General features: G+C 70.2%; 17 protein-coding genes. 11 read left to right on the forward strand and 6 right to left on the reverse strand.

Annotated elements, in window-relative coordinates; genetic code table 11:
- The first annotated feature begins 10 nt into the window (after positions 1-10).
- Positions 11-652, forward strand: a complete 642-nt coding sequence (locus ACTJKJ_RS00845) for a hypothetical protein (protein WP_091727019.1) — start codon at positions 11-13, stop codon at positions 650-652.
- An 88-nt stretch (positions 653-740) separates the two neighbouring features.
- Complete coding sequence (locus tag ACTJKJ_RS00850; RefSeq protein ID WP_147239835.1) at positions 741-1,637, forward strand: alpha/beta fold hydrolase; 897 nt, start codon at positions 741-743, stop codon at positions 1,635-1,637.
- Positions 1,638-1,674: 37 nt separating this feature from the next.
- On the opposite strand, the gene ACTJKJ_RS00855 is transcribed toward ACTJKJ_RS00850, so the two are convergent.
- Positions 1,675-3,345 (reverse strand): aminotransferase class III-fold pyridoxal phosphate-dependent enzyme, encoded by a 1,671-nt coding sequence (locus ACTJKJ_RS00855; RefSeq protein WP_440819311.1) that lies wholly within the window; start codon positions 3,343-3,345, stop codon positions 1,675-1,677.
- Positions 3,346-3,424: 79 nt separating this feature from the next.
- Between ACTJKJ_RS00855 and asd the strand changes: the two genes are divergently transcribed.
- Both asd and ACTJKJ_RS00865 read left to right on the forward strand, forming a co-directional pair.
- Complete coding sequence (gene asd, locus ACTJKJ_RS00860) at positions 3,425-4,318, forward strand: archaetidylserine decarboxylase (protein ID WP_440819312.1); 894 nt, start codon at positions 3,425-3,427, stop codon at positions 4,316-4,318.
- A 4-nt stretch (positions 4,319-4,322) separates the two neighbouring features.
- On the forward strand, positions 4,323-5,345 hold the full coding sequence (locus ACTJKJ_RS00865; protein ID WP_297384102.1) for a transporter: 1,023 nt from the start codon (positions 4,323-4,325) through the stop codon (positions 5,343-5,345).
- Positions 5,346-5,376: 31 nt separating this feature from the next.
- On the opposite strand, the gene ACTJKJ_RS00870 is transcribed toward ACTJKJ_RS00865, so the two are convergent.
- Positions 5,377-5,997 (reverse strand): YqiA/YcfP family alpha/beta fold hydrolase, encoded by a 621-nt coding sequence (locus ACTJKJ_RS00870; protein WP_297384100.1) that lies wholly within the window; start codon positions 5,995-5,997, stop codon positions 5,377-5,379.
- A 258-nt stretch (positions 5,998-6,255) separates the two neighbouring features.
- Between ACTJKJ_RS00870 and ACTJKJ_RS00875 the strand changes: the two genes are divergently transcribed.
- Positions 6,256-9,012, forward strand: coding sequence for a zinc-dependent metalloprotease (locus ACTJKJ_RS00875; RefSeq protein WP_297384098.1), 2,757 nt, complete (start codon positions 6,256-6,258; stop codon positions 9,010-9,012).
- 151 nt (positions 9,013-9,163) lie between these two features.
- Here ACTJKJ_RS00875 and ACTJKJ_RS00880 read toward each other — a convergent pair whose 3' ends face one another.
- The 4 genes from ACTJKJ_RS00880 to thiD form a co-directional block, all read right to left on the reverse strand.
- Positions 9,164-10,243 (reverse strand): AI-2E family transporter, encoded by a 1,080-nt coding sequence (locus ACTJKJ_RS00880; protein ID WP_183482450.1) that lies wholly within the window; start codon positions 10,241-10,243, stop codon positions 9,164-9,166.
- Positions 10,244-10,390: 147 nt separating this feature from the next.
- On the reverse strand, positions 10,391-11,755 hold the full coding sequence (gene mpl / locus ACTJKJ_RS00885) for a UDP-N-acetylmuramate:L-alanyl-gamma-D-glutamyl-meso-diaminopimelate ligase (protein WP_091726979.1): 1,365 nt from the start codon (positions 11,753-11,755) through the stop codon (positions 10,391-10,393).
- Between the two features lie 122 nt (positions 11,756-11,877).
- The gene (hemL, locus tag ACTJKJ_RS00890) at positions 11,878-13,164 is read right to left on the reverse strand and encodes a glutamate-1-semialdehyde 2,1-aminomutase (RefSeq protein WP_440819313.1); all 1,287 of its coding nucleotides are present in this window, start codon (positions 13,162-13,164) and stop codon (positions 11,878-11,880) included.
- Positions 13,165-13,239: 75 nt separating this feature from the next.
- Positions 13,240-14,199: a bifunctional hydroxymethylpyrimidine kinase/phosphomethylpyrimidine kinase gene (thiD, locus tag ACTJKJ_RS00895; protein WP_404932646.1), complete on the reverse strand. Its 960-nt coding sequence runs from the start codon at positions 14,197-14,199 to the stop codon at positions 13,240-13,242.
- Positions 14,200-14,332: 133 nt separating this feature from the next.
- On the opposite strand from thiD, the gene ACTJKJ_RS00900 reads away from it, so the two are divergent.
- The 6 genes from ACTJKJ_RS00900 to ACTJKJ_RS00925 all read left to right on the forward strand — a co-directional run bounded on the left by ACTJKJ_RS00900 (position 14,333) and on the right by ACTJKJ_RS00925 (position 25,285).
- Positions 14,333-14,524 (forward strand): rubredoxin, encoded by a 192-nt coding sequence (locus tag ACTJKJ_RS00900; RefSeq protein ID WP_084452486.1) that lies wholly within the window; start codon positions 14,333-14,335, stop codon positions 14,522-14,524.
- Positions 14,525-14,619: 95 nt separating this feature from the next.
- On the forward strand, positions 14,620-15,015 hold the full coding sequence (locus ACTJKJ_RS00905) for a response regulator (protein ID WP_091726969.1): 396 nt from the start codon (positions 14,620-14,622) through the stop codon (positions 15,013-15,015).
- A 122-nt stretch (positions 15,016-15,137) separates the two neighbouring features.
- Positions 15,138-15,503, forward strand: coding sequence for a response regulator transcription factor (locus ACTJKJ_RS00910; protein ID WP_088406380.1), 366 nt, complete (start codon positions 15,138-15,140; stop codon positions 15,501-15,503).
- Positions 15,504-15,507: 4 nt separating this feature from the next.
- Entirely contained in the window at positions 15,508-16,026 is a 519-nt protein-coding gene (locus ACTJKJ_RS00915; RefSeq protein WP_440819314.1) for a chemotaxis protein CheW, read from the forward strand.
- Positions 16,027-16,087: 61 nt separating this feature from the next.
- The gene (locus tag ACTJKJ_RS00920; protein ID WP_297384085.1) at positions 16,088-18,352 is read left to right on the forward strand and encodes a methyl-accepting chemotaxis protein; all 2,265 of its coding nucleotides are present in this window, start codon (positions 16,088-16,090) and stop codon (positions 18,350-18,352) included.
- 84 nt (positions 18,353-18,436) lie between these two features.
- Positions 18,437-25,285, forward strand: a complete 6,849-nt coding sequence (locus ACTJKJ_RS00925; protein WP_440819315.1) for an Hpt domain-containing protein — start codon at positions 18,437-18,439, stop codon at positions 25,283-25,285.
- Positions 25,286-25,341 lie beyond the last annotated feature (56 nt).

The raw sequence follows: 25,341 nt of genomic DNA on the forward strand, positions 1-25,341 counted from the left end.
CGAGGCCCGCATGAAGGACTTTCTGGCACTTCTGAATGAACAGCGCTGGGACGACCACCGCTACTACCACCACTGCCGCATCAACCAGTCGCTGCATCTGCTCAGCGCCTGCTGCTTCGTGGTCGCCTACGGGCTGCTGCTGGTCGATCCGGCCTGGTCGGCGCTGCTGGCCTGGGGCGTCTCGATGACCAGCCGGCAGGCCGGTCACTTCTTCTTCGAGCCCAAGGGCTACGACCACGTGAACCAGGCGACGCACGAGCACAAGGAAGAGATCAAGGTCGGCTACAACCTGCGCCGCAAGGTCGTGCTGATGGGGCTGTGGGCGCTGTCGCCGGTCGCGCTGTGGCTGCAGCCGGGGCTGTTCGGCCTGTTCGAGCCGGCCACCGGCTTCGGCGACTACCTGCACCAGCTGGGCCTGCTCTGGTTCTGGCTGGGCGTGGGTGGCCTGGTGTTCCGCGTGCTGCAGCTGGCGGTGATCCGCGACCTGCGCACCGGTCTGGCCTGGGCGACGAAGATCATCACCGACCCCTTCCACGACATCCAGCTCTACCACCGCGCCCCGTTGCAATTGCTGCGCGGAGAGCGGCTCGATCCCGCACTGTGGCCGCGCGCCGATGGGCACAATGCCGGCAACGGCGAGCAGACGGCCTGATCCGACGGGATGGCGCGACGCGATCCCGGGCGATGGGATCGCGATCGACGCGGGGACAGGCGGCCGCCGGCCAGATGGAGTGTTCCGCATGTCCGCAGTTGAACGGCGCCTTCGGGCGCCGAAGTCATTGGCGTGGGTCGTCACGGTCGCCGCCGTGCTGGCCGGCTGCGCCAGCCCGATGCCCAACACCGGCAACCAGCGCGTCACCGGGGGACCGATCGTGTTCACCCATGTCGGCCATGGCGAGCCCACGGTGGTCCTGCAATCGGGACTGGGCGATGGCCGCGATCCCTGGGCGGCGGTGCTGAACGCCCTGCGCGCCGACTACAGCGTCTTCGCCTACGACCGCCCCGGCTACGGCGACAGCACCGCCACGCCGCCGACGCCGCGCAACCCCTGCGGCATCGCGACCGAACTGCATGGCCTGCTCCAGAGCGCCGGCATCAAGCCGCCCTACGTGCTGGTGGGGCATTCGATCGGCGGGCTCTACCAGTACGCGTTCTCGCGGCTGTATCCGGACGAGGTCGCCGGCATCGTGCTGGTCGACGCGACCCATCCGCTGCACCTGCGCAAGATGCAGGTGGAGGTGCCGGTGATGGCCAACATGCTGGACAGCATGAGCCGGCGGGTGTTCCGCGGGATGATGCAGGCCGAATTCCTGCAGCAGCAGGACTGCATCGACACGCTGTGGCAGAAGCCGCGGCCGGACGTGCCGGTGCGGGTGCTGACGCGCACGGTGTATTCGCCGATGGAAGTGGCCAGCGGGTTCGAGTCCATGGTGCATGGCCTGGAGCCGAACTGGCTGCCGCTGGTCGGCGGCAAGGAGATCCAGCCGGTGGCGGGGTCCGGGCATTACATCCAGCGCGACAAGCCCGAGGTGGTGGCCGAGGCGATCGAGGCGGTCGTCCGGGAAGCGCGCGAGCGCGGTCATCCGTCGCCACCGGGCATGGCCCTGCGTTCCCCCGCGGCGGCGGCGTCCCGCTGAGCGTGGTGCGCGCGGGCCTCCCCCGCGCCGACGAAGCTCAGCCGCGCAGCCCCAGCGTCTCCATCAGCAGGCGCCGCTTGATCGCCCGGTTGCTCGGCAGCGCCGGGCTGCTCCACCAGCCGCCGTCGCGCATCGCGCGGGCCGCGGCCAGGATGCGGCGCTGGACCTCGTCGAAGTCCGCGTCGCTGAAGTCCAGGCTGAAGATCATCCGCCCCGTGCCCACCCAGCTCAGCGCCAGGCCCTGCTCGCGCAGGAAGTACTGCAGCATCCAGTTGTAGCGCGAGGGCTCGGTGTAATAGAGCGTCCAGACCGAGGACATGTTGGCCGCGCGCAGCGGCAGCCCCTCGGCCTCGAGCGCCGCGTTGAGCCGCTCGCGCCGCGCGTCCTGCTGCGTCTCCTGCGCGTCGATCTGGCGCAGGCGCTCGGGGTCCTCGAGCGCGTCCAGGAACACCGACATCGCGCCCATCACATGCGGATGCGTGTTGAAGGTGCCGCGGGCGAAGCAGATGTCGGCCGGGCGCTCGTCGCGGTAGCGCTTCATCCACGCCGCGCGGCCGCAGACCACGCCCACCGGCAGCCCGCCGCCCAGCGTCTTGCCGTAGGTGACCAGGTCGGCCTGCACACCGAAGTAGCTCTGCGCGCCGCCCGCGCCGAGGCGGAAGCCCATGAACACCTCGTCGAAGATCAGCGCGATGCCGCGCTCGGTGCAGACCTCGCGCAGCTCGCGCAGCCAGGCGGTGTAGGCGGCCTTGTCGTAGGACGCGCGGCGGGAGCTGTCGACCAGCGAGCCGTCGCCCGGCGCCGGCTTGTTCGGATGCAGCGCCTGCAGCGGATTCACCAGCACGCAGGCGATGTCGCGCCGGGTGCGCAGCACCTGCAGGCTGCGTGCGTGCATGTCGCGCAGCGTGTAGGTGCGCTCGGCCGGCAGCGGATTGCCGGGGCCGGGCTGGGCTTCGTCCCACCAGCCGTGGTACGCGCCGCAGAAGCGCACCAGGTGCGTCTTCCCCGTGTGATAACGGGCCAGCCGCACCGCCTGCATCACGGCCTCGGTGCCCGACATGTGGAAGGACAGCTGGTCCATGCGCGCATGCGCGAGGATGCGCCGCACGTTGTCCTCGACCAGCGGGTGGTAGACGCCCAGCACCGGGCCGAGCGCCTCTACCCGCCGCGCGCCTTCCGCGATGCAGCGCTGGTAGAACGCGTAGCCGAAGAGGTTGACGCCGTAGCTGCCGGCCAGGTCGATGAAGCGTTCGCCGTCGAGGTCGGTGAGCCAGTGGCCGTCGCTCGAGACCATCACCGGCCCGAGCGGCAGCTCGCGCTGCACCAGCGGGCTGAACGGCGGCGGCACGCGGTAGTTGCTGGTGAACTGGAGGTCCGGCAGCGACGGCTTCATCGCCTGCGTCGCGGCGATGCTGCGCGCATGGCGGGTCTTGAGCGTGCGCGACAGCGCCGTGAAGCTGGCGCGTCGCGTCGCGACGATGGCGTCCGGCGCGTCGTCGGCGTTGAAGAAGCGCTGGTCGTCGAAGCGCCGCGTCGGCATCAGCCGCGCCAGCCGCACGGCCATCCGCGAATGGCCCGCCAGCGACGGGTGCTTCGCCCGCGAGAGCTGCAGCCGGCGCCAGCCGGTCGGCGCGTAGTACAGGGCCACGAGCCCGGCCGCGGCGGCGGCGACCGGCAGCAGGTCGAAGGTGAAGAACGTCGTGGACATGGGCATGGACCTCCGGAGCCTCGTTCTGCTGTCACACAGCATTGGCAAATTGCGGAGATATGTATCCGACGGAATTGACATGTCCATGAAATCGGCGCGCTGGATCGACCGTCTGACCCAGCAGGAAGACCTCAATTTCCTCCTGACCAACCGCGTGCCGCGCCTGGCGCTGACGCGCTTCATGGGCTGGTACAGCCGGATCGAGTCGCCGGCGCTGACGCGCCTGAGCGTCGCGGTGTGGCGGCTGTTCACCGACCTGGACCTGAGCGAGGCGCAAGCGCCCGCGCGCGGCTACCGCTCGCTGCGCGAGGTCTTCACGCGGCGGCTCGAGCCGGGGCGCCGGCTGATCGATCCGGCGCCGGGCTCGATCGTCAGCCCTTGCGACGCGATCGTCGGCGCGCACGGGCCGGTCGAGCGCGGCATGGCGCTGCAGGCCAAGGGCATGGACTACCGCATCGCCGAGCTGTTCGGCGACGCCACCCGGGCCGCACCCTACCTCAATGGCACCTACCTGACGCTGCGGCTGACCTCGGCGATGTACCACCGCTTCCATGCGCCGGCCGACCTGCGCATCCATCGCGTCACCCACATCGCCGGCGACACCTGGAACGTCAACCCGATCGCGCTCAAGCGCGTCGAGCGGCTGTTCTGCCGCAACGTGCGTGCGGCCATCGAGTGCACGCTGCCGGACGGCACGCCGATCGCCCTGGTGCCGGTGGCGGCCATCCTCGTGGCCAGCCTGCGCCTGCATGCGCTGGACCTGACGCTGCGGCCGGACCATCCGGGCCCGCACCGCTTCGAGCTCGGCCACGATCACGCCCGCGGCGAGGAGATGGGCTGGTTCGAGCAGGGCTCGACCATCCTCGTGTTCCTCCCGCTGGGCGTGAAGCTGTCGCCCAGCTTGCAGCCGGGCCAGCGGATCCGCATGGGCGAGGCGATCGCGCGTCTACCATCCACCGATGGCGATGAATGAGACGATGCCGTCCCCGCTGGGACTGGCGGCCCCGTATGGCGGCGATGAACACGGGCTGATCTGCGGCTTCTGGATCCATCCCGAGCGCCCCACCGAGGCGCTACCCACGCTGGCCCAGGCGCAGGCCCGGCTGGCGCAGCCCGAGGGCGGCTTCCTGTGGCTGCACCTGAACCTCGCGCATGCGGGCGCGCTGCCCTGGCTGCGCCGCAACGCGGCGCTGGCCGAGAGCTTCGACGAGGCCCAGCAGCAGGGCTCGCGCTCGTCGCGCATCGAGCGCGTCGGCGAGCACCTGTTCGCGGTGCTCAACGACGTGACCTTCGATTTCGCCTTCGACGTGGGCGATGTGTCGACGCTGTGGATGCAAGCCAGCGAGCACCTGGTGCTGAGCGTGCGCCGCGCGCCGCTGCGCTCGGTGGACCGGCTGCGCATGGCGATCAAGCGCGGCGACCGACCGCGGTCGAGCGTGGCGCTGCTCGACCACCTGCTGCGCGACCAGGCCGACGAACTGCAGCGCATCGTGCGCCAGGCCACCGAGCGGGTCGACGACATCGAGGATGCGCTGCTCGCCGGCCGGCATGCGGGCCATGAATCCGAAGTGGCGGCGCTGCGCCGGCTGATGGTGCGGCTGCAGCGGCTGCTCGCGCCGGAGCCGAGCGCGCTGCTGCGGATGCTGTCCAACCCGCCGGACTGGGTCGCCGAGAAGGACAAGCAGCAGCTGCAGCAGGCGAGCGAGGAATTCGCGCTGGTGCTGCGCGACATCCAGGCGCTGCAGGAGCGCATCCGCGCGGTGCAGGACGAGACCTCGGCGCGGGTCGCGCAGGAGAACAACCAGACGCTGTACGTGCTGACGATGGTCACCGTGCTGGCCTTGCCGATCAACCTGATCAGCGGCCTGTTCGGCATGAACGTCGGCGGGTTGCCGCTGCTGGAGCACAAGCACGGCTTCTGGGTCGTGGTCGGGCTGATCGTCGTGCTGACGGGGCTCGTGACTGTGCTGCTGTTGAAGGCGACCGGAAGGCGGAAGTAGGCGGAAGTCGGTGGGCCGACGGCGCGGCCCTTCAGAGGCCGAGGAACTCGGCCAGTTCGTCGAGGTGGTCGTCGAAGTCGGCCAGGCCGTGGTCGCTGCCCTCCAGCAGCTTGATCCGGCAGCCCTGGTAGCGCGCGTGCATCTCGCGCCAGTCGAGCACCTCGTCGCCCTTGGCGATCACCGCCATCAGGCGCTCCGGATGCGCCAGCGCGCCGGCGTCGAGTTCGCGCAGTTCATCGACGAACTCGCGGCGGAAGAAGAAATGCTCGTCCGGGTCCTGCCAGCAGGTCTGCTCGCCGATGTGGTTGGCGAGATCGCGGGCCGGGTCCACCGCCGGGTTCAGCAGCGCCGTGCGGGCGCCGGTGCGTTGCGCCACCCAGGTCGCGTAGAAGCCGCCCAGCGAGCTGCCCATCACCGCCATCGTGTCGCGCGGCCAGTCGCGGACCAGCGCGTCCACCAGCGCCATCGCGTCGCGCGGCGAGGGCGGCAGTTGCGGGCAGGCGAACACCAGGTCCGGTCGATGGGCGGCGGTCCACTCGGCCATGCGGCGCGCCTTCGCCGAGCGCGGCGACGAGCGGAAGCCGTGCAGGTAGAGCAGGTGGGTGCGGCGCGCCGGCGCGGGGGCCTCCGGCGGAGGGGAGGGGAGGGTCATGGGCGGGCAGTGTAGGGGTGTCCCTCTCCGTCGGGTGGGCGGGTCACTTCCGGCACGGGGGGATGGCTGGGCGATCATCGCCACCGTCGCGGCCGGCGAGGGCCGCGCGCTCGTTAGTGCGCATTGACGCAGGGGCTCCGGCCCCGGCACATTGCCCGTTCCGTCGGGGCGACTGCGGCCAGAAGACCGCAGCGCCCGAATTTCTCTCAACAGGGCCCGGCCGGCCGACCCCGGACGGACCCCCGACCACACAGATCCATGATCCACAGGGACACGATCCAGCTGACGGCCATCGCGGCCGCGGCGCTGCTGCTGACCGCTTGCGCCACGACCGGCACGACCGGCTCCTCCTCGTCCTCCGCCGCGCCGGCCGCCCAGGCCGCGTCCGCGCCGGCGGGCGCCGCCTCGGGTGCGCCCGGCCAGCCCGGCGCCACCTCGCCGATGACGGCACCGCGTCCCGCCGCCGATCCCACCGCGCCCAAGCCCTTCGCCGAGGTCAGCCGCGACGCCAAGCGCGACGATGGCCTGTTCCCGATCCTGCGCAAGGACGAGAAGGTCTGGCTCGAGATCCCGCGCGCGATGCTGAACAAGCCCTTCCTGTTCACCATCAACATCTCCAGCTCGATCGGCGAGCGCGGCTTCTACGCCAGCCAGATGGGCCCGGAGATCATGGCCGAGTGGCGCCGCATCGGGAACACGATCCAGCTGGTGGCGCTGAACACCGAGTTCCGCGCCGAAGGCGGCGGCAAGCGCGCCGGCGAGGAGGCGTTCTCGCCCAGCCTGCTGGCCGCGGGGCCGGTCGCCAGCGCGGATCATCCGGAGCGCAAGGCCTTCCTGGTCGACGCCGGCCTGTTGCTGAGCGACATCCCCGGCATGTCCACCCGGCTGGAGATGGCCTACCGGCTGCCCTACAACGTCGATCGCGGCAACTCCTACTTCGAGCTGACCCGCGCCGACGAGAAGCTGACGACGCTGAACGCCAAGGTCCACTACTTCACGCCACGCATCCCGGCGCCGCCGCTGGTGGCCCCGCCGGTGCCGGTGCCGACGCCGCCGCAGGCGACGCCGGATCCGCGCTCGATGTTCATGGGCTTCGTCTACAACTTCCGCGCGCTGCCGGAGGAGAAGATGTCGCCGCGTCGCGCCGACGGCCGGCTGGGTCACTTCACCGAGACCTTCACCGACCTGAGCGACGACCTCAAGGCCAACCCGCGCGTGCACTACATCAACCGCTGGCGCCTGGAGAAGAAGGACCCGGCGGCCGCGCTGTCCGAGCCGGTGGAGCCGATCACCTACTGGATGGACAAGAACATCCCGCCGAAGTACCGCGCGGCGGTCGAGGCCGGCATCCTGGAATGGAACAAGGCCTTCGAGAAGATCGGCTTCAAGGACGCGGTCGTGGCCAAGCAGCAGCCCGATGACGCGGACTGGGACAACATGGACGCCTCGCATGCGTCGATCCGCTGGTTCGTCGGCTCGGACGTGGGCTTCGCCATCGGGCCGAGCCATGTCGATCCGCGCACCGGCGAGATCCTGGACGCCGACATCGGCATGAGCGACGTCTTCGCCCGCGGCGGCCGGGCCTTCATCAGCGAGGACGCGCCGCGCGGCCTGGCCGGTGCCCCGGTGTCGACGCTGGCCGAGGAAGCCCAGGCGCTGGCCGCGCTGAACCACGGCTGGCGCGAGGGCCGCAACGCGACCTACTGCACCTACGCGCACGACGCCGCGGCCGAGATGGACTTCGCGCTGGACGTGCTGGAAGCGCGCGGCGACATCGCGCCCGACAGCCCCGAGGCCGACGCCTTCATCCAGGCGCGGATCAAGGACGTGATCATGCATGAGGTGGGGCATACGCTCGGCCTGAAGCACAACTTCAAGGCCTCGACGCAGGTGACGCAGGCGCAGCTCAAGGACAAGGCCTGGACCGATGCGCACGGGCTGTCGGCCTCGGTCATGGACTACAACGCCTACAACATCCCGCTGCAGGGCGAGGCGCCCACCACGTACAACAACACGACGCTGGGCGCCTACGACTACTGGGCGATCGAGTACGCCTACAAGCAGGTGCCCAAGGAGCAGGAGGAGAGCGAGCTCAAGCGCATCGCCTCGCAGAACACGCAGCCTGGCCACGCCTACGCGGACGACACCGATGCCGGCGGCTTCGGCCCGTTCGACGGCATGGATCCGACGATCAACCGCTTCGATCTCGGCGACGATCCGATGGCCTACTTCCGCAAGCGGCTGAAGCTGACCCAGGAGCTGTGGGCCCGGGTGCAGAACCGCGCGCCCGAGGCGACCGATGATCCGCTGCGCCAGCGCCGTCAGCTGGCCAACGGCTTCAGCCAGCTGGCGCGCGCGTCCGACCTGGTGGGCAAGTACGTCGGCGGCATGTACACGCACCGCGACGTGCCGGGGGCTTCGGTCGCGGCGATGCGTCCGGTCGATCCGGCCAAGCAGCGCGAGGCGCTGCGCTTCCTGGCGCAGGGCATCTTCAGCGCCGACAGCTTCCGCTTCAAGCCGGAGTTCCTGACCTCGATCACGACCGACTACGTCGAGTTCAACCGGGCGGGCTTCGTCAACATCCCGGCGGCGGTGGCGCGGGTGCAGCTGGGTTCGCTGGACCGCCTGCTGCAGGCGCAGACGGCGATCCGCCTGATGGAGCTGCCGGCCTACGTGCCGGTGTCGCAGCGCAAGGGGCTGATCTCGATCGGCGAGGTCTACGGCACGTTGCAGTCCTCGATCTGGAGCGAGCTCAAGACCGGCGGCGACATCGACCCGCTGCGCCGCAACCTGCAGCGCGAGTACCTGCGCCGCATCCAGGCCAACCTGACGAAGAGCGGCGCGGCCTCGGGCCAGTTCGCCGATGCCTACGCGGTGCTGCGCCTGCACGCGGTGCAGCTGCAGAGCGAGCTGCGCGCGGCGCAGGGCAAGGGCTCGCTCGAGACCCGCGCCCACCTGGCCGAGAGCCTGGACTTCCTCAGCACGGTGCTGAAGGCGACGATGGTGCGCACCTGAGCGCCGGCGCGGTCCATCGACTGCGCCTGTCCATCAGCGCGAAGGCCGGCGAAAGCCGGCCTTTTTCATGGCGATGCGCTGCAGCGCTCGTGGGCGCAGGCCAGACTTGTCTGGGCTCGCCGCGCTGATGCGTGTGCGGGGCGCCCCGTGCTCAGTGCTGATCACCGACCGGATACCGCCGCTCCGCCGCGACGATGTCCCAGACCGCGATGAACATCGCCGCGATCAGCGGGCCGATGACGAAGCCGTTGATGCCGAACACCGCCATGCCGCCCAGCGTCGACAGCAGCACGACGTAGTCCGGCATCTTCGTGTCCTTGCCCACCAGCAGCGGCCGCAGCAGGTTGTCCACCAGGCCGATCACGATGGTGCCGAACAGCAGCAGGCCGACCCCCGACGCGATGTGGCCGGTCGCCAGCAAATAAATCGCCACCGGCGCCCACACCAGCGCCGCCCCCACCGCCGGCAGCAGCGACAGGAAGGCCATCAGCACCGCCCACAGCACCGGCGCGTGGATGCCCAGCGCCCAGAACGCGAAACCGCCCAGCGCGCCCTGCAGCGCCGCGACCGCGATGTTGCCCTTGACCGTCGCGCGGATCACCGTCCGGAACTTCTCGCCCAGCTGGCGCTTGTAGGAGTCCTGCAGCGGCAGCGCGTCGCGGATGCGCGCCGATAGCTGCTCGCCGTCGCGCAGCAGGAAATAGAGCAGGTAGAGCATCACGAAGAAGCTCACCAGGAAGTCGAAGGTGTCCTGGCCGAAACCCAGCGCCTTGGTCGCCATGAACTGGCTGCCCTGGTTCAGCGCGCTGCCCAGCTTCTCCTGCAGGTTGGCCAGGTCGTGGAGCCCCAGCCGCTCCAGCACGTCCAGCAGCCACGACGGCAACGCCGCGTAGACCTGCGCCACGTAGGTGTTGAAGTTGAACTGGCCCGACTTGACCATCTCGAAGACCACCGCCGCCTCGCGCACCAGCGCGCCCATCACGTAGGTCAGCGGCAGCACCACCAGCAGCAGGATCACCAGGATGGTCAGCCCCGAGGACAGCCCCGGCCGGCGCGTCTTGCGCAGCAACTTGCGATAGAGCGGCTGGAACACGATGGCCAGCGCCACCCCCCACAGCAGCGCGCTCAGCATCGGCCACAGGATCCAGCCGAACGCCACCGTCACCAGCGCCAGCAGGCACAGGAAGGATCGGTTCTGCAGCGCGGGCACCAGCTTGCCAGGACCACTCATCGTGTCGTCGCTCCTCGCGTGAATGAGGTCAATCGGGACTATCAGTCGATCGGGGGCCGTTCCGGACCCCAGGATCGGCGGCGGATCGAACCGTTGTCGATCGCTCGCCAGGGCGCGCGTCGCCGCGCGCGGCGCAGGATCGCCGGTTTACTTCAGCGCGTCCAGCAGCTTTTCGTGGATACCCCCGAAGCCGCCGTTGCTCATGCACAGCACATGGTCGCCGGGCCGCGCCGCGCGCCGGACCATCGCCACCAGTTCCTCGACGTCCGCGCCCACCAGGCCCTGCTCGCCCAGCGGCGCCAGCGCCTCGCGCGCGTCCCAGCTCAGGCCGTCCTGGTTGCAGAAGCTCAGGTCGGCTTCCTCCAGTGCCCAGGGCAGCTGCGCCTTCATCGTGCCCAGCTTCATCGTGTTGGAGCGCGGCTCGAAGACCGCCAGGATGCGTTCCTGCGGTGCGATGCGCCGGCGCAGGCCGTCGATGGTGGTGTGGATCGCCGTCGGATGGTGCGCGAAGTCGTCGTAGACCTTCACCCCACCGGCTTCGCCGCGCAGCTCCAGCCGGCGCCGCACGTTCCTGAAACCGCCCAGCGCCTCGGCGGCCCGCTCGGGATCGACGCCGACATGCTCCGCCGCGGCGATCGCCGCCAGCGCGTTGAGCTGGTTGTGCTCGCCCAGCAGCTCCCAGGTGACGTGGCCCACCTTCAGGCTGCCGCGCAGCACGTCGAAGGACTGCGGTTCACCGCGGGCGCGCAGCGCGCCGGGTTCCTCCTTGCGCGCGCCGAAACGCTGGACCTCGCTCCAGCAGCCGCGCGACAGCACCCGCTGCAGCGCGTCCTCGCGCGCGTTCACCACCAGCCGGCCCGACGGCGGCACCGTGCGCACCAGGTGGTGGAACTGGGTCTCGATGGCGGCCAGGTCCGGGAAGATGTCCGCGTGGTCGTGCTCGAGGTTGTTCAGGATCGCCGTGCGCGGCCGGTAGTGGACGAACTTGCTGCGCTTGTCGAAGAAGGCGGTGTCGTATTCGTCGGCCTCGATGACGAAGTATTTCCCGCCGCCCAGCCGCGCCGACACGCCAAAGTTCTGCGGCACGCCGCCGATCAGGAAGCCGGGCGCCAGGCCCGCGGATTCCAGGATCCAGGTCAGCATCGAGGTCGTCGAGGTCTTGCCGTGCGTCCCGGCCACCGCCATCACGTGCTTGCCTTGCAGCACATGCTCAGCCAGCCACTGCGGGCCGCTGGTGTAAGGCAGCCCGGCATCGAGGATGGCCTCCATCAGCGGGAAGCGCCCCTCGGAGGAGCGCGTCACCACGTTGCCGATGACGAACAGGTCCGGCTTGAGCGCCAGTTGCTCCGCGCCGAAGCCCTGGATCAGCTCGATGCCCAGAGCTTCCAGCTGCGTCGACATCGGCGGATAGACATTGGCGTCGCAGCCGGTCACCGTGTGGCCCGCCTCGCGCGCGAGCGCCGCCAGGCCACCCATGAAGGTGCCGCAGATGCCCAGGATGTGGATATGCATGTCTGTCTCTCAGCTGCTGTACCAACCGGTAAGCAAGCGTAATGCCTGTCGCAGATTGAAAAGATTGCGACAAACCAGGCCCGGGAATTGCCACGCCGGCCTCACCGGGGCATCGCCGCCCCTCAACGCAGCGCGCGGCGGGCGGCCTCCAGCGTCGCATCGATGTCCGCGTCGGTGTGCGCGGCGGACACGAAACCGGCTTCGTACAGCGCCGGCGCCAGATACACGCCGGCGTCCAGCATCGCGTGGAAGAAGCGGTTGAAGCGCTCCTTGTCCGTCGTCATCACGGTCGTGTAGTTCTGCGGCAGCTCCCCGAGCAGGAAGAAGCCGAACATGCCGCCCTCGCTGTCGGCGCTGAAGGGCACGCCGTTTTCGGTCGCCACCGCCTTCAGGCCGTCCACCAGCCGGCGCGTGCGCGTCGACAGGGCTTCGAAGAAACCGGGCTTCTTGATCTCGCGCAGCGTCGCCAGGCCGCAGGCCGTGGCCACCGGGTTGCCCGACAGCGTGCCCGCCTGGTACACGCCGCCCAGCGGGGCCAGGTGGCGCATGATCTCGCGGCTCGCGCCGAAGGCCGCCAGCGGCATGCCGCCGCCGATCACCTTGCCGAACACGCTGATGTCGGGCACGAAGCCGGGGATCAGGTCGGCATAGACGCCCTGCGCGCTGCGCAGCCCGACGCGGAAGCCGGTCATCACCTCGTCCAGCACCAGCAGGGCGCCGTGCTGGCGGCACAGCTCGCGCATCCGGGTCATGAAGGGCACGCTGGCGCGCACGAAATTCATGTTGCCGGCGATGGGCTCGACGATCACGCAGGCCAGCTCCGCGCCGTGCAGCGCGAACGCTTCCTCGAGTTGCGCGACGTTGTTGTATTCCAGCACGATGGTGTGCTGCGCCGTGGCCTCGGGCACGCCGGCCGAGGTCGGATGGCCGAAGGTCGCCAGGCCGGAGCCCGCCTTCACCAGCAGCGCGTCGGTGTGGCCGTGGTAGCAACCCTCGAACTTGATGAACTTGCTGCGCTGCGTCGCGCCGCGCGCCAGCCGGATGGCGCTCATCGTCGCCTCGGTGCCCGAGCTCACCAGCCGGATCTGCTCGCAGCTGGGCACCAGGGCCAGGATCTCCTCGGCCAGCTCGACCTCGCGCTCGGTCGGCGCGCCGAAGGAGAAGCCCTCCAGCACGGCCTTCTGGACCGCCTCGACGACCGCCGGATGGCCATGGCCCAGGATCATCGGACCCCAGGAGCCGATGTAGTCGATGTAACGCCTGCCATCGGCGTCCACGATGTGGGCGCCTTCGCCGCGAGTGATGAAGCGCGGCGTGCCGCCGACCGCGCGGAAGGCGCGCACCGGCGAGTTCACCCCGCCGGGAATGACGCGCTGGGCGCGGGCGAACAGGGTCTCGTTCTGGCTCATATCGGAATTCCGGTACTGCTGAGGCGCATCAATGCAGGAAAAGACGGAGGGCGCCGCGCGGGCGCCCTCGGGGACTCAATGGATCCGGCGGGGGCCGCGGCTGGGCGGCTCGTCGATCGTCATCTCGTCGGTGGCGGGCACGGTCTCGGCGCCTTCCTCGCCCTCCTCGCCGGGCGGCAGCGCCCAGAAGAAGCGGTCGGGCACCACGTTGCCCATGCCGGGGCGGAAGCCCGCCTCCAGCGACTGGTCGAGGAAGGCGAGCGCCTCGCCCACCGCGTCGTGCGGCTCCGAGCCGACCGACAGCAGGGCGGCCAACGCGGCCGACAGCGTGTCCCCGGCGCCGACGAAGCTGGCCTCGAAACGCTCGAACTTCTCGCCGGTGATCGCGCCCTGGGAATTCGCCAGGACGTTGTCGATGTACTGGTTGGGCAGCTGGATGCCGGTCACCAGCACGTGCGCGGCGCCGTGCTGCTGCGCCGCCACCGCCAGCTCGCGCGGTGAGGCGGGGCGGTCCGCGTCCCAGTCCGGCAACAGGCAGTCGATCAGCGTCTTCTGGTTACCCACCAGCACCAGCGTCTGCGGCAGCACCAGCTCGCGGAACGCGTCCAGGTAGCTCTGCTGCTGTTCCTCGTCCAGCCAGGAGATGCTCGGCAGATAGGCCACCAGCGGCACGTCGGGGTAGTCGGAGAGGACCTCGGCGACCGAGGAGACGCCCTCGGCGCTGCCCAGGAAGCCGACCTTCCAGGCGGCGACGGGCACGTCCTCGAGGATCGAGCGGGCCTGCTCGACGATGCAGTCGCCGTCCAGCGTCTGGTGGTCGAAGACCTCGGCCGTGTCGCGCATCACGATGGCGGTCACCACCGGCAGCGCATGCGCGCCCATGGCGGCGATCGTCGCCACGTCGCCGGCGCTGCCGCCCGCGCCGCTGGGGTCCGACGCATTGAAGCTCATCACGCAGGCCGGCGGCGGCGAGTCCTGGTCATCGATCGCGGCGGCGTCCTGGGGGTCTGGTTGGTGCGGGTCTGGGCGGCTCATGGATGGTTGGCGCGAAGCCGTGAACTGATGCGCATAACGTGAAGAAGGACCGCTATCGACTGTTGTTTCATCGGTACTTCCGCCCCCCGGGTCAGCCCGGGGGCGTGGCTACAATCTTTCGATCATTGTAGTGATGCAAAGTCAACCCATCGTGAGCGAAGCAAGGACCTGGATGTGCCTGATCTGCGGCTGGATCTATGACGAGGCCGCGGGCGATCCCGAACACGGCATCGCCGCCGGCACGCGCTGGGAGGATGTCGACATGAACTGGACCTGTCCCGAATGCGGTGCCCGCAAGGAGGACTTCGAAATGGTCCAGATCTGACCCGCGCATCGCCCTTCGATGAAGCCATCCGGTCGCGCCTGTCGCGCGCCTGAAATTTCCCTGACAACCATCGTCTGAACAATACGGAGAAGAGCTTGGATTCCAGCGCAAGCCCCCGCACGGCGACCAAGGTGCTGGTCATCGACGACAGCAACACGATCCGCCGCAGCGCCGAGATCTTCCTGAAACAGGGCGGGCACGAAGTCGTGCTGGCCGAGGACGGCTTCGATGCGCTGGCCAAGCTGAGCGATTACCAGCCCGACCTCGTGTTCTGCGACATCCTGATGCCGCGCCTGGATGGCTACCAGACCTGCGCCATCATCAAGCGCAATCCGCAGTTCGCGTCGGTGCCGGTGATCATGCTGTCGTCCAAGGACGGCCTGTTCGACAAGGCGCGAGGCCGCATGGTGGGCTCGCAGGACTACCTGACGAAGCCCTTCACGAAGGACCAGCTGCTGCAGGCGGTGCAACAGCACTGCCGGGCGGGCTGACCGGCCGGACGGCGCCCCGCATTCCACGACCCATTCCACCGACATCCAACGACGCTCACCCCAGGCTCGACCGACGCACTGCCCGACGCGAATCGACGCGAGCCGAGAGAGAGGGAGATTCCATGCCCATCCACAAGATCCTGCTGGTCGACGATTCGAAGACCGAACTGCACGCGCTGAGCGACCTGCTGACCAAGCGCGGCTTCACCGTCCGCACCGCCGAGAACGGCGAGGAGGCGATGAAGCGCCTGGCCGAGGAAAAGCCCGACCTGATCCTCATGGACGTGGTGATGCCCGGCCAGAACGGCTTCCAGCTGACCCGCGCCATCACCCGCGACGAGCGCTACGCCGACGTGCCGGTGATCATGTGCACCAGCAAGAACCAGGAGACCGACAAGGTCTGGGGCATGCGCCAGGGCGCGCGTGACTACGTCGTCAAGCCGGTCAAGGCGGACGAGCTGCTGGCCAAGATCAAGGCGCTGGGCTGACACCATGGCCAACAAGCAAGCGCTGCGCGAACTTCAACAACGGCTGGCGCAGCGCATGCAGGCGGCGCGCGAGGCGCCCCAGGCCGCGAACTGGCTGGCGGTCGAGTGCGCGGGCCTGGGCCTGCTGCTTCCGCTCAAGCAATCCGGCGAAATTTTCACGCCAGTCCCACTTCAGGCGGTGCCGTACACGCAGCCTTGGATGCTGGGTGTGGCCAACTTGCGCGGCGGGTTGCACACGGTGGTGGACCTGTCGGCCTTCCTGGGCCTGCGCGGTCCGATCCCGATGACGTCGGCCCACCGGCTGGTGTCGATCAATCCCGACCTGGGCATCAACTGCGCGCTGCTGGTGGACCAGCTGCTGGGGCTGCGCGGCGACGAACAACTGCAGGCCGAGCCCGATGCGGCCGGCCATCCCGATTTCGCTCCTGCCCGCATGCGCGACGGGCAGGGCCGGCGCTGGCAAGTGCTGGACCTGGATGCGCTGACGCAGCATCCGCAATTCCTGCGCATTGTTTTGAACTGATAGCCAGACGACGGTCCCGTCACAGGCGCCGATTCGACGAACGAGATCAAACGAGGGTGAGATGAGCTTCCTGGACAAGATCAAGAACAAGGGCAAGAACGAGGGCAACGACGACTTCGACGACGGTCCGCGGACCGACGCGTCGGGCTCGTCGGCGCCGGAGGACACGACGGACTTCCAGCCTTCGATCATCACCGCGGCGCAGCCCACGCCGGAGTTCCAGGACACGTCCGCGGGCTACCAGCCCTCGGCGTCCGCCCCGGAAAGCCCGACCCCGATGCCGGAGGTCCTGAAGCAGCCCGAGCAGCGCCGCACCGGCCTGCTGACGGCGCTGACGGCCGCGGGCGTGCTCTTCACCGCCGGCACCGTCTCGATGGCGCTGATCAACGGCAACCGCTCGGCGGCGCAGGTGCGCGGCGCCGGTCAGGCCGCGACGCAGTCGCAGCGTCTGGCCAAGGCGGTCTCGACCGCGCTGCTGGGCAACAAGAACGCCTTCCCGGAAATGAAGGAAGCGGCCGACATCCTGACCAGCGTGACCACCTCGCTGCGCGACGGCAGCGGCGAACTGGCCAAGGCCCCGGGCTCGGTCGATGCGCTGCTCGAGAAGATCAGCCCGATGGTGGCGCGCGCCGACAAGAACACCAAGGTGATGCTGGCCCAGGAAAAGGTGCTGACGCAGGTGGGCGCCGCGCTGCGCGCGATCAACCGCCAGTCGTCGGACCTGCTGGAAAGCGCCGAGGCGGTGGCTTCGCTGTCGCTGCAGAGCTCGGCCCCGACCGGCGAAGTCGCCGCGGTCGGCCAGCTGGTGATGCTGACGCAGCGGATCGGCAAGTCCGCCAACGAATTCCTGACGCAGGAAGGCGTGAGCCCCGAGGCCGTGTTCCTGCTGGGCAAGGACCTGAACGCGTTCCGCGAGATCGCCCAGGCGCTGCTCAACGGCAATCCCGAGCTGCGCCTGAACGGTGCCAAGGACCCGCAGGTGCGCGAGCGCCTGAAGGTGCTGCTGAGCCAGTACGACCAGACCCGCTCGCAGGCGACGGCCATCCTGTCCAACCTGCAGGGCCTGGTGTCCGCGCGGGAAGCGCAGACGGCCATCCTCAACGACTCGGAAGTGCTGCGCAAAGACCTGGACGACCTGGGCCAGGGCCTGGAGTCCGCCGGCGGCATGAACCCGCTGCTGCTGCTGGCCATGGCGGCCTCGCTGGCGATGCTGGTGATCGGCGCGGTCGGTTTCCTGCGGCTGTACGTGTCCGACCAGGCGCGCCGCGCGCAGATGGCGGAAGAACAGCGCCGCGAGGCCGAGGCGCAGGAGCAGGAAGCCAAGCGCGTCAACGACGCCAACCAGGCCGCGATTCTGCGTCTGATGAACGAACTGCAGACGGTCGCGGAAGGCGACCTGACGCACCAGGCGACGGTGACGGAAGACATCACCGGCGCGATCGCCGACTCGGTGAACTACACCGTGGAAGAACTGCGCTCGCTGGTGCACCAGGTGCAGACGACGGCGGTCCGGGTGACGGACACGACCGCGCAGGTCGACCAGACCTCGACCGAGCTGCTGGCCGCCTCGACCGAACAGCTGCACGAGATCCGCGCCACCGGCGAGGCCGTGCTGCAGATGGCGCACCGGATCAACGACGTGTCCGCGCAGGCGCAACAGACCGCCGACGTGGCCCGCCAGTCCCGGGAAGCCGCCGAACAGGGTCTGCAGGCGATGCAGAACAACATCGGCGGTATGAACCAGATCCGCGACCACATCCAGGAAACGTCCAAGCGCATCAAGCGGCTGGGCGAGTCCTCGCAGGAAATCGGCGAGATCACCGAGCTGATCTCCGACATTACCGAGCAGACCAACGTGCTGGCGCTGAACGCGGCCATCCAGGCGGCGTCCGCCGGTGAAGCCGGTCGCGGCTTCTCGGTGGTGGCGGAAGAAGTGCAGCGGCTGGCGGAACGCTCCGCCGACGCGACGCGCCGGATCGCGGCGCTGGTCAAGACCATTCAGACCGACACCCACGACGCCGTGGCCGCCATGGAGCGCTCCACGCTGGGGGTGGTCGAGGGCACGAAGCTGTCCGACGCGGCCGGACGCGCGCTGGAAGACATCGACTCGGTGTCGCGTCGCCTGGACGAGCTGATCGGCCAGATCTCGACGGTGGCGCAGAACGAAGCGCGCGCCGCCAACGAGGTCGGCGCCAACATCCAGCACATCTTCGCGGTGACCGAGCAGACCTCCGACGGTACGCGTTCGACCGCCCAGATGGTGCATGAGCTGTCGCGGTCGGCCGAGGCGCTGAAGCAGTCGGTGGCCCGGTTCAAGGTGACCTGACCGGCATCGGCCGACTGCCCCGCCCGGTAGAACAGGGATAGAGCCCCGCACCGCGTCGACATAAAAGAGAGAACAAGAGCGAGCATGGACCTTACGCGCGAATCCGAGTTCCCCGCCGACCTGAGCCCCTTGGCCTGGGTCCAGGAGGAACTGCGCCGCACGCTGGAATCGGTGCACAAGGCCCTTCGCCGCGTGCTGCGCGATGCCGATGCGCGAGCGACGACCCTGGGCGGCGACGGCCAGCCCAGCCCGGCGCTGCAAGGCGCGGCCCAGCAGATGCACCAGGCCGCCGGCGTGCTGGCGGTGGTCAGCCTGCCGGCCGCCGCGCACCTGCTGCGCGCCGCCGAGGCGACGCTGTTCCGCCTGGCGGAGAACCCCGCCGGCGTGACCATCGCCGAGATCGAGGCGGTCGAGCGCGCGGACTTCGCGGTACTCGCCTTCATCGCCAAGACGCTGGCCGGCGGTCAGCCGAGCTCGCTGGCGCTGTTCCCCGCCTACCAGACGCTGCAGGAACTCAACGGCGCGGGCCGCATCCACCCGGCCGACCTGTGGACCGAGGAATTCCGCTGGCGCGAACTGCCGCTGGACCGCAACGTCCGCGCGCTGAGCGCCGAGCAGATGCGCGCGCCGTTCGAGGCGCTGCTGCTCAAGCAGATGCGCGCCCCGGCGCCGGGCCAGGGCCAGTTGCTGAGCGACCTGTGCGCCGGCCTGGCGCTGACGCAGACGCAGGCGAACGCGCGCACGCTCTGGATGCTGGCCGCGGGCCAGTTCGAGGCCCAGTCGCGCGGGCTGCTGCCGGTGGACACGCTGGTCAAGCGCCTGGGCTCGCGCCTGCTGGCGCAGCTGCGCGCCGGCAGCGATGCCGCGCCGTCCGAGCGCCTGGCCAAGGACCTGCTGTTCTTCTGTGCCGCCGCGAAGCACGCCGAGCCGGGCAGCGCCCCGCGCCTGACCGCGGTCCAGCAGGCCTACGGCCTGATCGAGGCCGACCAGGTCGACTACCGCGACGACACGCTGGGCCGCATCGATCCGAACTGGGTCGCCGCCGCCAAGCGCCGCGTCGCCGCCGCGAAGGAATCCTGGGCCTCCGCCGCCGAGGGCGAGACCCATCGCCTGGGCGGCCTGGACGAGCAGTTCGCCCACGTCGCCGAATCGCTGCAGAAGCTGTTCCCCAGTGGCGAGGTGCTCGGCGACACGCTGCGCCGCGCCGTCGTCACGACGCTGCGTTCGGGCCGCGCGCCCGAGCCGGCGCTGGCGATGGAGATCGCCACGTCCATGCTCTACCTGGAAGCGGCCCTCGAGGACGAGGCCTTCGACCAGCCCGAGCAGGCCGAACGCGTCAAGAGCCTGGCCCGCCGCATCGAGTCGGTCGGCCACGGCGAAGCGCCGCTGGCGCTCGAGAGCTGGATGGAGGAGCTGTACCGCCGCGTCGCCGACCGGCAGACGCTCGGCTCCGTCGTCCATGAACTGCGCGCCAGCCTCTCCGAGGTCGAGCGCCAGTGCGACGAATACTTCCGCGACCCGTCCAAGCGCGACCTGCTGATCCCGGTGCCGGGCCAGCTGCAGGCGATGCGCGGCGTGTTCAGCGTGCTGGGCCTGTCGCAGGCCGCGCAGGCCACGCTGAAGATGCGCGACCAGGTCGACGAACTGGCCAACACCGAGGTCGATCCCTCGCTGCCCGGACCGCGCGCGCAATTCGACCGGCTCGCCCACAACCTGGGCGCGCTGGGCTTCCTGATCGACATGCTGAGCGTCCAGCCGCAGCTGGCCAAGCGCATGTTCCGCTTCGAGGACGACACCGGGCTGCTGCAGTCGCTGGTCGGCCGCGAGAGCGAACAGCACGCCCACGCGCAGGAACTGGCCGCCGCCGAAGCCGCGGTCCAGCCGCAGTTGATCGATCAGCTCCAGGCGACTGCCCAGGCGGTCGCGCAGGGCGATCGTTCGACCGAGGACCTGGCGCGCGACCTGGAACGCATTTCCCACGAAGCCCGCGCCGCCGACGACCTCGGCCTGGCGCAGGCCGCGCAGCAGGCGCAGCAGCAGCTGCTCTCGTCCGGCGGTGACGCCGCGGGCAGCCAGGCCGCCGAATCGCTGCAGCAGTTCATCGAGGCCGCCGCGCCCGTCGCTCCGCCCGCGCCCGCGCCGAGCGCGCCGATCCCGCAGGCCGAGGCCGCCATCGACGAGGAGATGCTGGGCATCTTCCTGGAAGAGGCCGCCGAGGTCGTGACGACCGCCCGCGACGCGCTGACCGCGCTCGCGCGCAGCGCCAGCGACAAGGAACAGCTGACGACGGTGCGTCGCGCCTTCCATACGCTCAAGGGCAGCTCGCGCATGGTCGGGCTGAACGAGTTCGGCGAAGCCGGCTGGGCCTTCGAACAGCTCTACAACCATCGCCTGTCGGAGCATCCGCAGGCCGATTCGGACCTGCTGCGCGCCAGCAACGAGGCGCTGGACGGGTTCCAGGCCTGGGCCGCCGCGATCGGCGAAGGCCGGCCGCACGGCTATCACAGCGCGCCGTTCCGCGCTGTGGCCGACGCGCTGCGTCTGGAGAACCGCTACACCCCGCTGCAGCTGTCCGCCGCGGCGCCGGTCCTGGCGGTGCCGGAACTGATCGAGGTGGCCGAGCTGCCCCAGGTGGCGGAAGTCATCGAGGTCGCCGAGCTGCCCGAAGTCGCCGAAGTCGCCGAAGTCGCCGAGGTCCCGGCCCCCGCGCCGGAGATCGATCTGGCCGGCCTGCAGGTGCTGCCGGAACTGTCGCTGGCGGACGAAGTGGCGACGCCCGCGCCGGCGACGCCGTCCGCGGCCGACGAACTGGCCGCGCTGGACCTGCTGGCCACACTGGACGCGGAACATGCCGCGGCCGGCTCGGTGCTGCCGTCGCTGGACCTGCCCGCGCTGGACCTGCCGGGCCTGGACGTGCCGCCGCTGCCTGTGGCCGACCTGGACGTGGTGACCGCGACCGAACCGACGCCCGTCGCGATCGACGCGCTGTCGCCGGAATTCCCGGCCGACGTGCCCGAACTGACCCAGGCGGTGCCCGAACTGGACGCCGCCATCGACCTGGACGCGCTGTCCGCCGTCGAACTGCCCGCGCTGACCGCGGAGCCGCCGGTGCTGGACACGACGATGTCGCTGCCGACGGTGGCGGACGTGGTCGAACCGTCCGCGCTGCTGGAGCCCGCCGCGGTGGAAGCTGCCGCGGCCCAGCCGCCGGCCTTCCAGGACGAACCGACGCTGTCGCTCGAACCCACGCTGACGCCCGCCGACGAGGCCACCGTCACGATGGAACTGCCCGACGGCTGGCCGGCCGACGCGCCGCTGGTCGAGATCGAGGCGACGACGCCGATGCCGCTGGACGCGCTGCCGGCCGAACCCGCCGCCGATGAGCCGGCGCTGGACCTGCTGGATCTGTCCGACCTCAACACCGAGCCGGTCGCCGCGATCGATGCGCCGTTCGCCGCGGACCTGTCGCTGACGCTGGACCTCGGCCAGGAACTGGTGTCCGCGCCGGCGGAAGCCCCGGTGGTCCCGGTGGCCGCCGCCGACGCGGTGCTCGACCTGAGCGACGCGGCCGCCGATGCCGCCGATGCCGCTGTCGAGGCGACCGCGCCCGAAGGCCTGTCGCCGCGCACCCTGTCCGACCTGGATCTGCCGGACCTGGACCTGCCCGACCTGGGCGCGGCACTGGCACACGCCGCGCCGGCGCTGAGCCTGGTCGGCGGCACCGCCGTCACGCCTTCGACCGCCGAGGTCGAGGCCGAGGCGCAGCCGGAAGAGGCCGTCGAGGACAGCGACGAGGGCGTCAAGGTCATCGGGCCGCTGCGCATCAGCATCGCGCTGTTCAACATCTTCCTGAACGAGGCCGACGAGCGTTCGCGCCGCCTGCAGGTGGAGCTGAGCGAGTGGGCGCTGCTGCCCCAGTCGCCGCTGCCGCAGGACGCGGAAGCCCTGGCGCACGGCCTGGCCGGCAGCGCCGCGACGGTGGGCTTCGAGGACCTGTCCACGCTGGCCCGTTGCCTGGAGCACGCGCTGGAGCGGGCCCAGGGCCATCAGGTCGCCGACCCGACGCTGTTCCAGCGCGCCGCCGACGAGATCCGCCGCCTGCTGCACCAGTTCGCCGCCGGTTTCCTGAAGGAAGCCGATGCCGGCCTGCTGGCGGAACTGCAGGCCTTCGAGCCGGGCGCCCTGCTGCCCGACAGCCATGCCGACAGCGACGAGGGCCTGCTGGCCATGTCGCTGGAGGAGGTGTCGACAGCCGCGCTGCCGGCCCACCTGCTGGTGGATCACACGGCCGAACCGGCCCTGCCGACCTCGCATTACGCCTTCCACCAGGCCGCCGAGGCGACCGCCGACGATTTCGACTTCAGCCAGCCCGACCAGATCGAGCCGGAACTGATGCCGATCTTCGAGGAGGAAGCCGAGGACCTGCTGGGCGAACTGCACGGCGCGCTGCGCGAGTGGGCGACCCAGCCGGCCGACACCGGCCGCGCCGCCGCCTGCATGCGGGTGCTGCACACCTTCAAGGGCGGTGCCCGCTTGGCCGGCGCGATGCGCCTGGGCGAGCAGGCCCACCGCCTGGAGTCCCAGATCGAGCACCTGCTGGCCGACGGCGAACCGGGCTACGAGCAACTGCTCGCGCTGCAGGACGCTGGCGACAGCCTGGAACACAGCTTCAAGACGCTGCAGCGCACTTGGCGCGACCCGGCACCGGTGGTGCCCGCGCCGATGGCGCCGTCGGCCCCGGCTGCGCCGGTCGCCGACCTGCCCGCGCCGATCCCGCCCGCCGTGGCGGTCGAGACCATCCAGGCGCCGGCCGAAGGCTCCGACGCGATCCCGGCATCGGCTCCCCAACTGGCGCCGATCGAGCCGGTGGCCGACGTGGTCGCTGAGCCGGTCGCCGAACCGGTGGCGCTGGCGCCGCTGGAGGCCGAGCCGGTCGTGGAGGCCGCCGCGCCGGTCGAGGCGCCGGTCGCCGAGCCCGCGGTGGCGACGCCGCCGGCCGACATCGAGATCGACTGGGCCCACTTCAGCGAGATCGCCGACCTGGGTCAGCCGCTGGAAAGCGCCCCGGTGGCGCCGGCCGCCCAGGTGCGTGTCCGTGGCGCGCTGCTGGAGCGCATGGCCGCGCTGTCCGGTGAAGTCTCCATCCGCCGTGCGCGCCTGGAGTCCGAACTGGGCCAGATGCGCACCTCGCTGTCCGACCTGGACGACAACCTGGAGCGCCTGCGCACGCAGCTGCGCGAGCTGGAACTGCAGGCCGAGGCCCGCATCGCCGCCCGCCAGGAAGCCGCCCAGGCGACCGGCAAGGACTTCGACCCGCTCGAGTTCGACCGCTACACCCGCTTCCAGGAACTGACCCGGATGCTGGCCGAGTCGGTCAACGACGTGGCCACGGTCCAGCGCGGCCTGCAGCGCAACGTCGCGGCCGGCGAAGACGAACTGGCCGGCCAGTCCCGGCTGACCCGCGAACTGCAGGACGACCTGCTGCGCACGCGGATGGTCGAGTTCGACAGCAGCCTGGGCGAGCGCCTGCACCGGGTCGTCCGCCAGGCCGCCCGCGAAAGCGGCAAGCAGGCGCAGCTCGAGATCCGCGGTGGCGGCGTCGAACTGGACCGCGCGGTGCTGGAGCGCCTGACCGGCGCCTTCGAGCACCTGCTGCGCAACAGCGTCGTGCACGGCATCGAGACGCCGGATGTCCGCCAGCAGGCGGGCAAGGCGCCGGTGGGCCGCATCGTGCTGAACCTGCACCAGGAAGGCAACGAGATCCAGGTCCGCTTCAGCGATGACGGCGCCGGCCTGAATCTGGCGCGCATCCGCGCCCGCGGCGAGAGCCAGGGCCTGATCCAGCCGGGTCAGGACCTGAACGACGCCCAGCTGATGGACCTGATCTACGAGCCGGGCTTCTCCACCGCCGAATCGCTGACCGAGATGGCGGGCCGCGGCGTCGGCATGGACGTGGTCCGCTCCGAAGTGAACACGCTCGGCGGCTACGTGCTGACGCAGTCCTCGCCGGGGCAGGGCGCCAGCTTCGAGCTGCGCGTGCCGCTGACGACGGCGCTGACGCAGGTCGTCGTGCTGCGCTACGGCGACCGCAAGGTCGCGGTGCCGGCCAGCCTGATGCTGTCGGTGCAGCGCCTGCCGGTCGAGACGGTCGAGCAGGCCTATGTCGACGGCGCGCTGATGGCCGCCGGCGAACGCATGCCCTTCTACTGGCTGGGCGGCCTGATGCACCACAGCGACCGCGGCGTCGCCCATGGCAAGACCCTGCCGGTGGCGCTGGTGCACAGCGCCCAGCAGCGCCTGGCGCTGCACGTCGACGAAGTCCTGGGCAACCAGGAAGTCGTCGTTAAGAACCTGGGCCCGCAGCTGATGCAGGTGCCGGGCCTGGCGGGCATCAGCCTGCTGGCCTCGGGCGATGTGGCGCTGATCTACAACCCGGTGGCGCTGGCCAACCGCTACGGCCATGCCGCGCAGCAGCGCGTGCACGACGCCGAGGCGGCCGCGCGCCAGGTGGTGGTCGAGGCGGTCACCGAGCAGCTCGCGCCGCTGGTGATGGTGGTCGACGACTCGCTGACCGTGCGCCGCGTCACCCAGCGCCTGCTGGAGCGCGAGGGCTACCGCGTGCTGCTGGCCAAGGACGGCCTGGATGCGATGGAGCGCCTGGCCGGCGAGGAATTGCCGCAACTGGTGCTGTCGGACATCGAGATGCCGCGCATGGACGGCTTCGACCTGGTCCGCAACCTGCGTGCCGACGCGCGTCTGGCGGGGCTGCCCGTGATCATGATCACGTCGCGCATCGCTCAGAAACACCGCGACTATGCACAACGGCTCGGAGTCGAGGATTACCTGGGCAAGCCCTATGACGAGGAGCACCTGCTCGGCCTGATCGCCCGATACACTTCGCACCATTCCGCCGGAAAGCCGGCGAGGGCGTAGCGTCCGGGCCCCCGGACCATCGGTGGTTGCCGGCGCCTGGATCCTCCCTCCACGCT

It is taken from the genome of Roseateles sp. 22389 (genome assembly GCF_052044995.1).
Classification (GTDB): Bacteria; Pseudomonadota; Gammaproteobacteria; order Burkholderiales; family Burkholderiaceae_C; genus Roseateles.

Coding starts and splice junctions, on each gene's coding strand:
- ACTJKJ_RS00845 (WP_091727019.1), top strand. CDS start 11: ATGAAGGACTTTCTGGCACTTCTGAATGAACAGCGCTGGGACGACCAC.
- ACTJKJ_RS00850 (WP_147239835.1), top strand. CDS start 741: ATGTCCGCAGTTGAACGGCGCCTTCGGGCGCCGAAGTCATTGGCGTGG.
- ACTJKJ_RS00855 (WP_440819311.1), bottom strand. CDS start 3,345: ATGTCCACGACGTTCTTCACCTTCGACCTGCTGCCGGTCGCCGCCGCC.
- asd (WP_440819312.1), top strand. CDS start 3,425: ATGTCCATGAAATCGGCGCGCTGGATCGACCGTCTGACCCAGCAGGAA.
- ACTJKJ_RS00865 (WP_297384102.1), top strand. CDS start 4,323: ATGCCGTCCCCGCTGGGACTGGCGGCCCCGTATGGCGGCGATGAACAC.
- ACTJKJ_RS00870 (WP_297384100.1), bottom strand. CDS start 5,997: ATGACCCTCCCCTCCCCTCCGCCGGAGGCCCCCGCGCCGGCGCGCCGC.
- ACTJKJ_RS00875 (WP_297384098.1), top strand. CDS start 6,256: ATGATCCACAGGGACACGATCCAGCTGACGGCCATCGCGGCCGCGGCG.
- ACTJKJ_RS00880 (WP_183482450.1), bottom strand. CDS start 10,243: ATGAGTGGTCCTGGCAAGCTGGTGCCCGCGCTGCAGAACCGATCCTTC.
- mpl (WP_091726979.1), bottom strand. CDS start 11,755: ATGCATATCCACATCCTGGGCATCTGCGGCACCTTCATGGGTGGCCTG.
- hemL (WP_440819313.1), bottom strand. CDS start 13,164: ATGAGCCAGAACGAGACCCTGTTCGCCCGCGCCCAGCGCGTCATTCCC.
- thiD (WP_404932646.1), bottom strand. CDS start 14,199: ATGAGCCGCCCAGACCCGCACCAACCAGACCCCCAGGACGCCGCCGCG.
- ACTJKJ_RS00900 (WP_084452486.1), top strand. CDS start 14,333: ATGCAAAGTCAACCCATCGTGAGCGAAGCAAGGACCTGGATGTGCCTG.
- ACTJKJ_RS00910 (WP_088406380.1), top strand. CDS start 15,138: ATGCCCATCCACAAGATCCTGCTGGTCGACGATTCGAAGACCGAACTG.
- ACTJKJ_RS00915 (WP_440819314.1), top strand. CDS start 15,508: ATGGCCAACAAGCAAGCGCTGCGCGAACTTCAACAACGGCTGGCGCAG.
- ACTJKJ_RS00920 (WP_297384085.1), top strand. CDS start 16,088: ATGAGCTTCCTGGACAAGATCAAGAACAAGGGCAAGAACGAGGGCAAC.
- ACTJKJ_RS00925 (WP_440819315.1), top strand. CDS start 18,437: ATGGACCTTACGCGCGAATCCGAGTTCCCCGCCGACCTGAGCCCCTTG.